Annotated in this window: 11 protein-coding genes; 3 read left to right on the top strand and 8 right to left on the bottom strand. The window is 68.7% G+C overall.

Annotated elements, in window-relative coordinates; all coding sequences use genetic code 11:
* The first annotated feature begins 150 nt into the window (after positions 1-150).
* On the top strand, positions 151-1,851 hold the full coding sequence (locus VMD50_RS01155; RefSeq protein ID WP_325424024.1) for a PE family protein: 1,701 nt from the start codon (positions 151-153) through the stop codon (positions 1,849-1,851).
* Positions 1,852-1,870: 19 nt separating this feature from the next.
* Here the strand turns inward: VMD50_RS01155 and VMD50_RS01150 are convergent, their stop codons facing one another.
* The 4 genes from VMD50_RS01150 to VMD50_RS01135 form a co-directional block, all read right to left on the bottom strand.
* Positions 1,871-2,446, bottom strand: a complete 576-nt coding sequence (locus tag VMD50_RS01150; RefSeq protein ID WP_325424028.1) for a hypothetical protein — start codon at positions 2,444-2,446, stop codon at positions 1,871-1,873.
* A gap of 133 nt (positions 2,447-2,579) precedes the next feature.
* Positions 2,580-3,065 (bottom strand): (2Fe-2S)-binding protein, encoded by a 486-nt coding sequence (locus tag VMD50_RS01145; RefSeq protein ID WP_325424022.1) that lies wholly within the window; start codon positions 3,063-3,065, stop codon positions 2,580-2,582.
* Positions 3,058-3,945: an FAD binding domain-containing protein gene (locus VMD50_RS01140; protein WP_325424020.1), complete on the bottom strand. Its 888-nt coding sequence runs from the start codon at positions 3,943-3,945 to the stop codon at positions 3,058-3,060. The genes VMD50_RS01145 and VMD50_RS01140 overlap by 8 nt, the downstream gene beginning before the upstream one ends.
* Complete coding sequence (locus tag VMD50_RS01135) at positions 3,942-6,293, bottom strand: xanthine dehydrogenase family protein molybdopterin-binding subunit (RefSeq protein WP_325424026.1); 2,352 nt, start codon at positions 6,291-6,293, stop codon at positions 3,942-3,944. The genes VMD50_RS01140 and VMD50_RS01135 overlap by 4 nt, the downstream gene beginning before the upstream one ends.
* 51 nt (positions 6,294-6,344) lie before the next feature.
* Between VMD50_RS01135 and VMD50_RS01130 the strand changes: the two genes are divergently transcribed.
* Positions 6,345-6,920: a nucleotidyltransferase family protein gene (locus VMD50_RS01130; protein ID WP_325424018.1), complete on the top strand. Its 576-nt coding sequence runs from the start codon at positions 6,345-6,347 to the stop codon at positions 6,918-6,920.
* On the opposite strand, the gene VMD50_RS01125 is transcribed toward VMD50_RS01130, so the two are convergent.
* The 3 genes from VMD50_RS01125 to VMD50_RS01115 all read right to left on the bottom strand — a co-directional run bounded on the left by VMD50_RS01125 (position 6,917) and on the right by VMD50_RS01115 (position 10,947).
* Positions 6,917-8,371 (bottom strand): amino acid permease, encoded by a 1,455-nt coding sequence (locus tag VMD50_RS01125; RefSeq protein WP_325424017.1) that lies wholly within the window; start codon positions 8,369-8,371, stop codon positions 6,917-6,919. The two genes, VMD50_RS01130 and VMD50_RS01125, sit on opposite strands and share 4 nt — an antisense overlap.
* 82 nt (positions 8,372-8,453) lie before the next feature.
* The gene (locus VMD50_RS01120) at positions 8,454-9,404 is read right to left on the bottom strand and encodes an amidohydrolase family protein (RefSeq protein ID WP_325424015.1); all 951 of its coding nucleotides are present in this window, start codon (positions 9,402-9,404) and stop codon (positions 8,454-8,456) included.
* A 7-nt stretch (positions 9,405-9,411) separates the two neighbouring features.
* Entirely contained in the window at positions 9,412-10,947 is a 1,536-nt protein-coding gene (locus VMD50_RS01115; protein WP_325424013.1) for an aldehyde dehydrogenase family protein, read from the bottom strand.
* A 49-nt stretch (positions 10,948-10,996) separates the two neighbouring features.
* Here VMD50_RS01115 and VMD50_RS01110 point away from each other — a divergent pair, with 49 nt between their 5' ends.
* Complete coding sequence (locus VMD50_RS01110) at positions 10,997-11,932, top strand: LysR family transcriptional regulator (RefSeq protein ID WP_325424011.1); 936 nt, start codon at positions 10,997-10,999, stop codon at positions 11,930-11,932.
* A 124-nt stretch (positions 11,933-12,056) separates the two neighbouring features.
* On the opposite strand, the gene VMD50_RS01105 is transcribed toward VMD50_RS01110, so the two are convergent.
* Positions 12,057-13,211 carry an alpha/beta hydrolase gene (locus tag VMD50_RS01105; protein WP_325424010.1) on the bottom strand — a complete coding sequence of 385 codons (1,155 nt, stop codon included), beginning with the start codon at positions 13,209-13,211 and terminating at the stop codon, positions 12,057-12,059.
* Positions 13,212-13,378 lie beyond the last annotated feature (167 nt).

Here is a 13,378-nt window from a genome sequence, read left to right as displayed (position 1 = left end):
AGACCACATACGAACTTCTCAGAAGTTCATGTCGCAGTGACCGTCGTTTGTGCGCTCAGTTTCCGCGAAAGTCGGGACCCGAAAGGTCGCTCCCCGGTACGCTTCTCCTCGAGATCACGGGGGATCGCTGTCGGCCGAGGGAGACGAGCTATGTCCTTGGTGACGGTGGTGCCGGAGTTCGTAGACCAGGCGGCCGCGCAACTGGAAAACATCGGCTCGATGTTGAGCGCGGCCAATGCGACGGCGGCGGCCCCCACCACCAATGTGGTGGCCGCCGCGGGTGATGAGGTGTCGGCGGCCATCGCCTCGCTGTTTTCCAGCCAGGCCCAGGCTTATCAGGCGTTAAGTGCCCGGGCGGCGGCGTTTCACAAGCAGTTCCTGCGGGCGCTGACGGCGGGCGCGGAGGCTTACGCGGGAGCCGAGGCGGCCAGCGCCTCGCGTTTGGGACAGCTGCTGACTGCGGTCAACGCGGCGACTGGGGCCGGCGGCCCGCTCAGCGGGGGTGGCGCGACCAGCGCCGAGAACGTGGCGTTGATCATGGGCGGCAGCGGGGAGCCCATACCCACCCTGGACTTCATCGCGAAAAATTTTGCCCTCTACATCGAGCCTTACTTCCCAAATTTCACGTCGCAGGCGCTGTTCACACCTGAAGGCAATTACGGGCTCTACACCGGGGTGAAGAGTTTGACGCTGGACGTATCGGAAGCTCAAGGCGTCCAGATCCTGGATCAAACGATTTTGCAGCAGGTCGCCGCGGGCAACACCCTCGTCGTCAAAGGAGAGTCGCAGAGTTCGACGATTTCGTCCATGGTGATGCCCCTGCTGGCGGCCCAGCATGTGCCGACTTCGGCGGTCTCCTTCGTGCTTACCGGCGATCCCAACGCCCCCAACGGCGGCCTTTTCGAACGGCTCTACCCCCTGAGCATCCCGGCTCTCGGTATCACGTTCAACGGCCCCACTCCCTCCAACCTGTACCCGACCACCATCTGGACGCAGGAATACGATGGGTTCGCCGATGTCCCGCAGTACCCGATCGATTTGCTGTCGGATCTCAACTCGCTCGCGGGGATTTATTACGTGCACCCCACGTACACGGATCTGACCCCCACCCAGCTCGCAACGGCGATTCAACTGCCGACCTCCGGCCCCACCATGACCACGTACAACATGATCCCCACCCAGAACCTGCCGCTGCTGGAGCCGCTGCGATCGATCCCGGTGGTCGGCAACCCCCTGGCCGACCTGCTCCAACCGGACCTGAAGGTGCTGGTCAACCTCGGCTACGGCGACCCGAATTACGGCTGGTCACAGGGCTTCGCCGACGTGCCCACCGAGTTCGGGCTGTTCCCGCCCCTGAGCGACGTGGAAAAGGTGCCGGGGCTGCTCGTGTCGGGAACTCAGCAGGGCATCACCGACTTCATGCACGACGTATCCGCTGAATTCTCCAGCACCGGGTCGTTCGGGACGTCTCTGGGCTCGCTCACCATGCCCTCGTCAGGGCCATCAGCCATCACGTTGCCCAGCCCGTCCGACATCGTCTCCGCGCTCTCACCGGTGAGCCTCGCCGACAACGTCTACAACACGGTCAACACGCTGTCCGGCGCGGCCGCGGACGCCTACGCGACCCTGCTGCCCACGGTCGATGTCGCCAACGGCCTGCTGACCAGCCTGCCTGCGTACGACTTGACCCTCTTCGCCAACGGACTCCAGACGGGTGACCTCGTCGCCGCCATCGGCCAGCCCATCGCGACCGACACCTACCTCATCCCGTTGGCCGGGGCCTTCGAAGCGTTCGCCGTCATAGGTCAGGCCTCAACGGTTCTCGGCGACCTGGGAAGCCTTGTGCCGTAACCGGCGCCGCCGGACCCGCTCAGAACGTGGTGACCTTGTCGACGCTGACGAACATGCCGTGGTGTGTGCGGTCGTTGGTGAAGCGGGTGCCGTCCTCGGTCGCGTTGATGGTCCAGCCCTGCGCGGCGTAGGTCTTGTAGTCGATGGTGACCGTCGGGATGGCGCCCAGGTTACCCAGCACCCACTGCACGTTGCCGCCGGCGCTGATGCTCACGCCGTTGGCGTGCTCGCCGTCCTGCAGCGGGGAATTGGTGAACGGCGCCTCGCAGCCGACGGTCTCCGTGTTGATCTGGCAGCGGGTCACGCCGGACTTGGTCTCGATGAAGACGTAGCCGTTGTGGTCGGGCGGCAGCGGGATGGCTCCGGCCGGCGGCGTGGTCGGGCTTGCCGGGCCGGTCGGGCCCGGCGGTGGGGCCGCGGTCGCGCTCGTGCTCGGCGCCGGCGTCGTGACGCTCGGGCGCGGTGTGGGGAAGGTGGGTTCGACCGGCCCCGCCCCCGGCGCGGCGACGGGCCTGCCCTCGATGGTGGAGGTGCAGCCGTTGATCAACGCGGGACTGGCCAGCAGGGGGACGAGCAGCAGCGAGCCCCCGGCCAGACTCCGCCGCACCTTCTGCGATAACTGCACCCGCCGCTCCCGTAAATCCTCAGATCCAGCGCTTAGAGTACGCAACAAGCGGCGAAAGTTACTGTAAGCACGGCCCTATCGATGCCGAGCCGATGGCGCAGGTTTACCGCTGCGTGACCGACCCGAGCGCGGCGGCCCGGTGCGCGGCCGCGACGATGCCCTGGTAACCCGTGCAGCGGCAGAAGTTCCCGGACAGGCCCTCGCGTATCTCGTCGTCGGTGGGATCCGGGTTGTCGCGCAGCAACGCCGTCAGCGACGTCACGAAACCCGGCGTGCAGAAGCCGCATTGCAGCCCGTGGCACTCCCGCAGCGCCGACTGGACGGGCGACAAGGTGCCGTCGGGCGAGGCGATGCCCTCGACCGTCGTCACCTCCAGGCCGTCCGCCTGGATCGCGAACATCAGGCACGACCGGACGGCGTCGCCGTCCACGAGCACCGTGCAGGCGCCGCACGCCCCGTGCTCGCAGCCCAGATGGGTGCCGGTGAGCCCGCACTTGTCGCGCAGGAAGTCCACCAGCGTCATGCGCGGTTCGACGCTGTCGGTGACCGAAGTTCCGTTCACCGACAACCGGATCGGTTGTTCATGCATGGGCTGCCCCCGCGAGTGCTTCGTTGATGGCCTCGTTCCAGGCGCGCGCGACCATCGTGGCGCCCACCTCGGTGCGGTACGACGCCGAGGCCTGCAGGTCGGTCGGAACGTCCTCGAGATCCGTCATCGCCGCCCGGCCGATCTCCTGAGGTGCCAGCTCGTCAGCCAGCTTCCCAATGACCGCTCCCTCGGCCGCCGCCGCGCGCTCGGGCACCGACCCCAGGCCCAGCAGCCCGATCCCGCAGCGGGACACCCGGTCGTCACCGTCGAGCTGCACGGCCACCAGCGCGCCCGCGATCGCGAAATCGCCGTGGCGGCGCGAGAATTCCTGAACAGAGAACCCCGACCGGCCGTCCCGGACGGGGAATCGCACGCCGGTCAGCACCTCATCGGAGTCCATCGTGGTTTCCCACAGACCGGCGAAGAAGTCCGCGGCGGCGATCTCCCGCCGCCCGCGCGGCGACAGCACCTCCATCACCGCGTCCAGCGCCAGCGCCGCCGCGGGGTATTCGCCCGCGGCGTCGGCGTGGGCGATCGACCCGCCGAGGGTGCCGCGGTTGCGGATCTGAAAATGCCCGACGAACGGCGTCGCCCGGGTCAGCAACGGAACCGCCTGGCGCACTTGGTCATCGGCGCCCACGGTGGTCTCGGTGGTGCCCGCGCCGATCCAGAGCTCGTGGCCGCGCCGCTCGATGCCCCGCAGCTCGGCCAGCCGGGAGATGTCGATGAGGTGGTCGAAGTAGGCCAGCCGCATCGCCAGCATCGGGACCAGGCTCTGGCCGCCCGCCAGGATTTTGGCATCATCGCCCAACTCGGCCAGCAGCGTGACGGCGTCGTCAATGGTGTCGGGGCGGTGGTAATCGAACGAGGCGGGTTTCACCGGGCCGCCTCGCTCCGCAGCGCCTCGCTCAGCAGCGCCGCGATCGACGCCGGGCTGGCGGGCAGCCGGGTAATCGTCACGCCCAGCGGCGCCAGGCCGTCGTTGATGGCGTTGATCACCGCGGGCACCGAGCCGATGGCCCCGCCCTCGCCGGCGCCCTTGTAGCCGCCGGGCCCGGGGCCGGGGATCTCGACGTGGCCGAATTCGATCGGCGGGACCTCGGTGGCCGTCGGCAGCAGGTAGTCGACGAAAGTCGTTGCCAGCGGGTTGCCCTCGTCGTCGTAGGCGAGGTCCTCCATCAGCGCGCCTCCGATGCCCTGCACCGTGCCGCCGGCGATCTGGCCCTCCACGATGGCCGGGTTGATCATCGGCCCGACGTCCTCGCTGACGATGTAGCGCAGCAGCGTGACCTTGCCGGTTTCCACGTCCACTTCGCAGGTGCAGGCGTGGGTCGCGTTGGACCACAGGATGGGCGCCTTGGCGACGTAGCGGGCGGTGGCCTCCAGGTCGGGCGACATTCCGGGCGGCAGCGCCTGCGGCGAGTAATAGGCGACGTAGGCCAGCTGGCCGAAGCTCGCCTGCTGCGACGGGTCGCCGCGCACCGCCGCGGTCGAATTACCCAGCACCACTTCGGATTCGGCCACCTTGAGGTGGTGGGCCGCCAGCGCCACGATCTTCTCGCGCAGGATCTTTCCGGCCTCCTCGACGGCCCCGGCGGTCATCGGGCCGCTGCGGCTGCCCTGGGTTCCCGCCCCGTACGGCGTGATCGCGGTGTCGCCCTGGATGGTGGCGACGTCGTCGATGTCGGCGCCCAGGGCGTCGGCGGTCAGCTGAATCACTGTGGTTTCCAGGCTGTTTCCGCTCGAGCCGCCGTTCACGTAGACGTTGATCTTGCCCGTCGGCTCCATCCGCATACTGCAGCCCTCGGTGGCCAGATGCCCCGTCGCCGCCCCGGTCGGCTCGATGTAGGCCGAGAATCCCAGGCCGAGGTAGCGGCCCTGTGCCAGCGCCTCGCGCTGCTCCTTGCGAAACCCTTCGTGGTCAAGGATTTTCACGGCCTGCTCGAACGTCTCGCTGGGGGCGACGTGGTCGTACGGGATGCCGTTGGGGTTGAAGTAGGGCATCTCGTCGCGGCGCAACAGGTTGCGGCGGCGGAGCTCGACCGGGTCGAGGTTCATCTTGCGCGCGGCGATGTCGAGCAGGATTTCGCGCGCCAGCGTTTCGTACTGCCATGGCCCGCGGTAGGCGGCCAGGCCGCTGGTGTTGGTGAAGACCGTTTTGTAGTTGAAGCTGGCCTTGGGCACGCGGTAGGGGCCCGGGAAGAACATGCCGATGGCCGCGGTGGTCAGCACCGGGTAGGGCGTCGGGTAGGCGCCGATGTCCTGGACGAAGTCGATGTCGGCCGCCAGGATGTTGCCGCCCTCGTCGAACGCCAGCCGGCCGGTGCCGTCGACGTGGCGGGCCTGGCCGGCCGACATCAGGTTCTCGCGCCGGTCCTCGATCCACTTCAGCGCCGCCGGCACCTTGCGGGCGGCCAGCATGATGCACATGTCCTCGCGCATCGGGACGACCTTCTGGCCGAAGCCGCCGCCGGTGTCGCGCGTGATCACCCGAACCCTTTGCGCCGCAATCCCTAACAGCCGCGCACAGAAGGCGCGCAGCTCGTGCGGCGTCTGTGTGGACGCCCACAGGGTGAGCTCGCCCGAAGCGGCCGCCCATTCGACCACCAGACCGCGGGTCTCGATCGGCACCGGGGCGTAAATCTGTTGGTAGATGTTCTCTTTCACCACGCACGCCGCCGACGCGAAGACTTCCTCGTCAGGTGGCGCGCCGCCCATCCCGCCCGCGACGTTGTTCGCGTAGCTCTCGTGCACCAGCACATCGGCGGACTGCGCCCGGGTGAAGTCGACGATCGCGGGCAGCGGCTCGTAGTCGACGTCGACCAGCTCCAGCGCGTCCTCGGCGACATACCGGCTCTCGGCGACGATCAGCGCGACCGGGTCGCCGACGAACTTCGCCTCACCCTCGGCCAGCGGCGGGCGCGGGGTGTCCGGGACGTCCCTGCCCGCGACGGCATGCCACGCCTCGTGGGCATCGGGGTTGAGGTCGGCGGCGATGAACACCGCGCGCACGCCGGGCAGTGCCAGCGCCGCCGAGGCGTCGATGCCGTTGATCCGGGCGCGCGCGAACGGGCTGCGCACGAAGCAGGCGTGCAGCATGCCGTGCCGCGAGACGTCGTCGACGAAGCCGCCGCGGCCGGTCAGCAGCCGGCCGTCTTCCACCCGCTGGACGCGGGTGCCGGCGTACCGGGGCGTGGGAGCGGAGGGGGCTTGCACGTCCTGAGTCATCGCGCTCCATGGGTTGTCGCTGAGTGAGAAGCTCAATGTCATCATAGGAGAGTGCCGTTATCACAGTCGAGAGGCCCGGCACCGCACGGCGTCGGGGTGCTGCTCGCCGCGGGGGCGGGACGGCGCTACGGCAAGCCGAAAGTCCTGGTGGACGGCTGGCTGGACGCCGCGGTCCACGCGCTGCAGCAGGGCGGCTGCGCCGGCGTCGTCCTGGTCCTGGGCGCCGTCGAGGTCGCGGCCCCGCCGGGGGTCACCTCGGTCGTCGCCCGGGACTGGCGCGACGGGCTGAGCGCGTCGGTGCGCACCGGCCTGGCCGAGGCCGACCGCATGCACGCCGACTACGCGGTGCTGCACGTCATCGACACCCCGGACGTCGGTCCCGCCGTGGTGGCCCGGGTCCTGGCCCGCGCGGCGTCGTCCCGCAGCGGCCTGGCGCGCGCGTACTTCGCCGGGCGGCCCGGCCACCCCGTGGTGCTGGCGCGGCGGCACTGGCCCGCGGTGCTGCGCCGGCTGTCGGGGGATCGGGGCGCGGCGGCCTACCTGGGCGGCAGGGCCGACGTCGAGAACGTCGAGTGCGGCGACCTCGCCGGCGGGTGGGATATCGACGAGCCCTGCGACGAGCCCTAAGCCGCCACGGATGGGTCGGTGGGCGGTGAGGCCGGCACGCCGGTGTCCTGGGCGACCCGCACCCGGTTGCGGACCAGGAACCAGCCCGCGATCAGCGCGGGGACGCCGATGACCGTCGCGCCGAGCAGGTATGGGCCCTGGACCTTGTCGAAGTACATCAGGATCACGACGCCGGCCAGGAAAGCCAGCGTGAGGTAGCCGCTGTACGGGGCCAGCGGCATCCGGAAGTTCGGCCGTTGCACCATCCCGGCCTTCGCCAGCCGGTAGAACTGCAGCTGGCTCGCCACGATCGTCCCCCAGGCGAACACGATGCCCACGGCGGCGATGTGCAGCACGATTTCGAAGGCTTGGCTGGGTTTGACGGCGTTGAGCACGATGCCCAACAAACCCACACCGCTCGTGAGCAGGATCCCCCCGTACGGCACACCGTTCTTCGACATCGGCGCGGTGAACTTCGGGCCGCTGCCGTTGATCGCCATCGACCGCAGGATCCGGCCCGTGGAATACAGACCCGCGTTCAAACTCGACAGCGCGGCCGTCAGAACCACCACGTTCATCACGCTGCCCGCACCGCTGACGCCGGCCTTGGAGAAGAACGTCACGAACGGGCTGACGTTGGCCTTGTAGGCGGTGTAGGGCAGCAGCAGCCCCAACAGCACGGTGGACCCGATGTAGAAGACCGCGATGCGGAACACCACCGAGTTGATCGCGCGCGGCATGATCTTCTCCGGGTTCTCCGTTTCGCCTGCCGCGATGCCGACCAGTTCGATTGCGGCGTAGGCGAATACCACCCCCGAGGTGACGAGCACCAACGGCAGCAGGCCGGTGGGCACCAGCCCGCCGTGGCTGTCCCACAGCCCGGGCCCGGTGTCGTGACCGTCGACCTTGAACCGCCCGACCAGAAAGACGGTGCCGACGACGAGGAAGGTCACCAGCGCCAGCACCTTGATCAACGACGCCCAGAACTCCAGCTCGCCGAAGGCCTTGACCGAGATCAGGTTCATCGACAACACCAGGATCAGCGCGATCAACGCCAGGGTCCACTGCGGGACGGCGTGGAAGGCCTGCCAGTAGTGGCAATAGTGCGCGATCGCCGTGGTGTCCACGATCCCCGTCATCGACCAGTTCAGGACGTACATCCAGCCCGCGACGAAAGCCAGTTTCTCTCCGAAGAATTCGCGGGAGTAGGAGACGAACGATCCCGACGACGGGCGGTGCAGCACCAGCTCGCCGAGGGCTCGCAGGATCAGGAACACGAAGATGCCGCACACCCCGTAGACCAAGAACAGCCCGGGTCCCGCCGAGGCCAGCCGCCCGCCGGCACCCAGAAAAAGGCCGGTTCCGATGGCGCCACCGAGGGCGATCATCTGGATCTGTCGGTTTTTGAGGCCCTTGTGATAGCCCGCGTCTTCGCGCGCGAGCCGCGCGGCGGCGCTGTCTTGCTCTGGCATCGAGCTCCTGCCCGTGGTGACTTCGGGACAGCTCAGGCTAACCCATGAACGCGGCCGCATGCTCGCCGACAGCAAACCGGAGTCAGAGGCGCAGCAACCGTTCGGCGTTGCGGTGGCCGATGAGGGCCCGGTCGTCGTCGCCCAGCGGCAGGCCGTCGAAAAATGCGCGGGCGGCGACCATCGACCCGAACGGGTAGTCGGCCGAAAAGCACACTCGCCCAATGCCGACCTGCGCGACCAGATTGGCATAGGTCGCCTCGTCGTTGAAGTTGGCGAAGGTGTAGTTGAGGTTTCGCCGCAGGTAGGTGCTGACGGGGTGTCGCAGGCCGGTCAGCTCCGGTTTCAGCGTCGCGTCGAACCGCGGCAACATGAACGACGTCGCCTCCCCCATGTGACCGATGATGAATTGCAGCTCGGGGTAGCGGTCGAACACGCCGCCGAGTATCACGCGCAGCACGTGCGTGGCGGTGTTGATGTGCCACCCCCAGCCCACGGTGGCCAGTGCGAACGTGACCTCCGCGGAGAAGCCCGCGTAGCTGGCCTCGATGACGCGCACCGGCGGGATGGTCGGATGCAGGTAGATCGGGACGCGCAGCCCGGCCGCCCGCGACAGGACGGGATCGAAGAACGGGTCGTCCAGGTAGCGCCCCCGGCTGTGGCCGTTGATCACGGCGCCGGCGAAGCCGTGCCCCCGCACCGTCCGCTCGAGCTCCTCGGCGGCCTCCTCGGGCGCGCTGATCGGCAAGGCGGCAAAGCCGGCCAGCCGATCCGGGTACCGCCCGCACGCCGCCGCGAGCTCGTCGTTGCATTCGCGCGCGAGCCGAACGGCCTCCGGCCCGTCCAGCTGTTCGACGCCCGGCGCGGCCAGCGACAGCACCGCCACGTCGACGCCGGCATCGTCCATCGCCGCGATGCGGCCGTCACCGAGATCGCTGATCGGTTCGACGATGCCCGTGCGCGACGCCAGCCAGCGGCCCGGCCCCTTCAGGAATTCCGTTGTGGCGTAATGCTCTTCGAGCGCGATAACCCGCACTTGATGCCTAGCCCGCCAGCACCCTGGCGGCGGCGCTCCAGTACGACAGCTCCTCGCGTTTGGCGGCCAGCCGGATCGTCTTGGTGTACCCGTACTCGGCCAGCGTCTCCTGGGCGTGCTCGCGCCCGAACCCGCTGTGGCCGACCCCGCCGAAGCCGGTGCCGATAGAAATCCGGTGATAGTTGTTGACGAAGACGGCGCCGGCCCGGATCCGCCGGCTCACCCGCAGCGCCCGATCGCCGTCCTGGGTGAACACCGCCGCCACCAGCCCGAACGGCGTGGCGTTGGCGATGCGCACCGCCTCGTCCTCGTCGGTGAAGGGAATGAGGGTGACCACTGGGCCGAAGATCTCGTCGCGGGCCACCCGCATCGCGGGGGTCACGTCGGTCAGGACGGTCGGGGGGACATAGAAGCCGTCGGCCAACCGGGGATCCTCGGGCAGCGGCGCCTGGGCGGCGATGCGGGCGCCCTCGGCCACGCCGATCCGCAGGTAGTCCAGGACCTGCTTCTGCTGTTTGCGGGTGACCAGTGGCCCGACGTCGGTCGCGGGGTCGGCGCCGTCACCGACCCGCAGCCGGCTCACCGCGGTGCACAACTTCTCCTCGAACTCCTCGTACACGCTCTGCTGCACCAGGATTCGCGATGCCGCGGTGCAGGCTTCGCCCTGGTTGAAGAAGCCCCCGTCGACGGCGGCCAGCAGCGCCTCGTGCCGGTCGGCGTCGTCGAAGACCACCAGCGGGTTCTTTCCGCCGAGCTCCATCAGCGCCGGGGTGAGGTTGCCGGCCGCGGTCCGCAGCACCGCCGCGCCCGTCCGCGGGGATCCGGTGAAGGAAACCTTGCCCACCAGCCGGTGCCCGGCCAGCGCGGCGCCCACCTCACCCTTGCCGGGCACGGCCTGCACGACGTGGTCGGGCAGGACCGACTGGATCAGCTCGACCATGCGCAACACCACCGAGGGCGTCTGCTCCGGCGGTTTGAGCACGACGGCGTTGCCGACGGCCAGGGCCGGCGCGATCTTCCCGGCGGTGTGGATGGGCGGCCAGTTGAACGGCACGATGCACGCGATCACGCCGTAGGGTTCCAGCGTGGTCACGTCCAGAACCGGGCCGTAGTCACGGGCCTGGCTGGGCAGCGCCTCCACCAAGCCGCCGAAGTACTCGAAGATCGCGATCGCGACTTCGACGTCGAAATTGCGCGCCTGGGTGATCGGCTTGCCCATTTCCAGGGTCTCCAGCGCGGCGATCTCGTCGGCGTGGGCGCGGATGACCTCGGCGATCTGCCGCAGGTAGCGGCCGCGTTCCCGGGCCGGGCGCTGCTTCCAGTTCAGGTGCGCGGCGTGGGCCCGGCGCACCGCCTGGTCCACCTCCTCGGGCCCCGCGCCCTGGACGACGGTGACCGTCCGGCCCGTCGCCGGGTTCTGCACGACGAATTGGTCGTCGGTGGATGCCGAGGACCAGCGGGTCCGGGTCCGGGTGAGACTGGGAGCCTGCAAATTCATAAAGCGCACCGTCCGGTTGAGGGGATTGGGATCGACGCGAGCCAATTGCGAACGCTAAATTGACCCAACCGTCAGGCGCCAACGAAAATTTCTGATGGAAGCCATCACCGGCGGTGATAATTGCCCGGTGGAGCTTCGCCAGCTGGAGTATTTCCTGGCTGTCGCGGACACCCTCAGCTTCACCCGCGCCGCCAAGCGTCTGCACGTCGTCCAATCCGGGGTGTCCGCGACGATCAAGGCGCTCGAACGCGAGCTCGGCGCGGAACTGTTCGTGCGGGGCTCGGCGGGGGTGACGCTCACCCCGGCGGGACAGGAGCTGGCGCCTCACGCCCGCGCGACCATCGACGCCGCCCGCGCGGCCAAGGAGGCCGTCGCCGCCACCGGCGGGGCCGTCCGCGGCACCGTCACCCTGGGAACGCTGACGTCGATCAACGTCATCGACCTGCCGACGCTGCTCGCCGAGCTCTACGCCCGGCATCCCGGCGTGCTGGTCCAATTGCGTTCCGCGCGAGCCGGTTCCGCGGGCCTGGCGCAGCAACTCCGCGACGGCAACCTCGACGTCGCCCTCGTCGTTTTTCCCGACGGGCCGCCGGGCGACCTGCACACCCGGCTCGTCGCCGCCTTCCAGTTGCTGTTGGTCGTCCCGGACGGTCATCCGCTGGCGCGGCGGGGGTCGGTGCCCCTGGCCGAGACGGCCGGGATGTCGTTCGTCGACGGGCCGCCGGGGTACGGCAACCGGGCGGTGGTCGACCGCGCGTTCGCCGCCGCGGGGGTGCAGCGCACGATCGCCCTCGAGGTCGCCGATATCGGCACCACCGCGACCCACATCCGCAACGGCATCGGGATCGGATTTCTCAGCCGGTTCATCCTCGACGAGATCGGCGATGCCGGGCTGGCGACGGTCCGGATCTCCGATCACGACATCTGCTGGCGGTTGTACGTCGCGATGTCGGCGGTCCGCCCGACCGGCGCCGCCACCCGCGCGGTGTTCTCGCTGATCGAGGAGATGATCCCGGATTTGGGGCGTTGAGTGTGAACTGAGGCCGTTGAGTGTGTGCCTGCGGCGCACTTCCGCGGCGTGTCGTCGCCCTGAGCGCACACGCAAAGGCGTCACAGCACACCCGAGGGACAAGATCGCGGCGCCGAGCGGCGAGTCAGCCGGGACTGCCGATCTGGTCGTCGAGCCAGCCGAGAATGACGCGCAGCGATAGGCCCAAGTTTCCTATCTGGCAATGGTTTTGAGCGCTCTCGGTTCTGGTAAAAACGCGTGCCGTCACCGATCGGGCATTCGTCAGGGTCTTGATCTGTGCACCAAGCTGAGCGAGGGGGACGTAGTGATCCTCCGCTCCGGCCATCAGCAACACGTCCTGGGTGACGCGGGAAGAGACGTCATCGGTGCGCATGGTGCGCACTGCGGCCAGCGCCTCGGCCGGGGTGTGGACGCCAAAGACCGTTTCGGCGTTCCCGATGCCCCAATCGGCCAGCAGGTTTCGGCTACGTGCCCGGTTTATCAACCTGTCCAACACGGCCGCGGGCAGGCGGCCGGCGTTGACCACGAGCGCTTTTTGCGGCGCGGCCAACCGGTAGGCGAAGCAGGCGAGGAAGTCGGTGAGAACGTCGTCGGCGATGACTCGGCTCACCCGCGGCTCGTAAGCCGCGGCCCGCATGACCAGGCAGCCGCCCAGCGAGAAACCCATCAGGGTCACATCGTCGACACCGAAGTGGTCAAGCACCGCGCCAACCGGCTTGTGCCATTCGGCGGTCATCGGGAGCCCCGCGTCCAACGCCGCCCCTTGGCCGGGCCCGTCGAAGGCCACGACGTCCAGTCCGGCGTGGCGCAACTCCAGCAGCATCGGCAGCCATTCCTCGATGTAGCTGTCGAAGCCGCCGAAGACGACGATCACCCCGCGCGGCGAAGCGGGGGACAAGCGGTACGCCGACAGGGTTGTCCCCTCGTAGGCCAGGGCGTGATGTTGGTCGGGGGCCACGCCGAAATGCGTCAGCACGGTGTCCAGGAAGGTTCGGCGGGCGCCTCGGCGGCGCGGGTCAGCCGCCGACATGAAGAACTCAGCGGCACGGGTCAGGTAGGCGCCCGCCAGCATGCGGCCCTGCCCGAGCGCCCGCTCACCAAGGTCGAGCAGCTGACGAATCCATTCGTCGTAAGTGGTCAGGCCGGGGGCGACCCGCCGCAGCTCGTCGAGCATCTGTGGTTCGCCGACCCAGTTCCAGAAGCGGTTCAGCTGAAAATTCAGGGTCACATCCGGATGGAGGTCGTAATACCCGACCGGAAATGAAGCGCCGTCGGCCATACAGAACCTTCTACCGTCCGAATTGCCTGTGATCGAGGGTTTCCGTGTGGGAATTCAGGGCGTCGGCGCGCACCCGGCGGGCGCCCGGGAACAAGCCGTCACCGCCCACCGTTAGGATGATCAACAAGTTGAGTACGCCAGGCTCAACCTTTGCTTGACACCAGGGA

This window comes from Mycobacterium sp. (assembly GCF_035506235.1).
Lineage (GTDB): Bacteria > Actinomycetota > Actinomycetes > Mycobacteriales > Mycobacteriaceae > Mycobacterium.
Note: the sequence above shows the minus strand (reverse complement) of the source record. Positions and strands in the feature narration are given on the sequence as shown.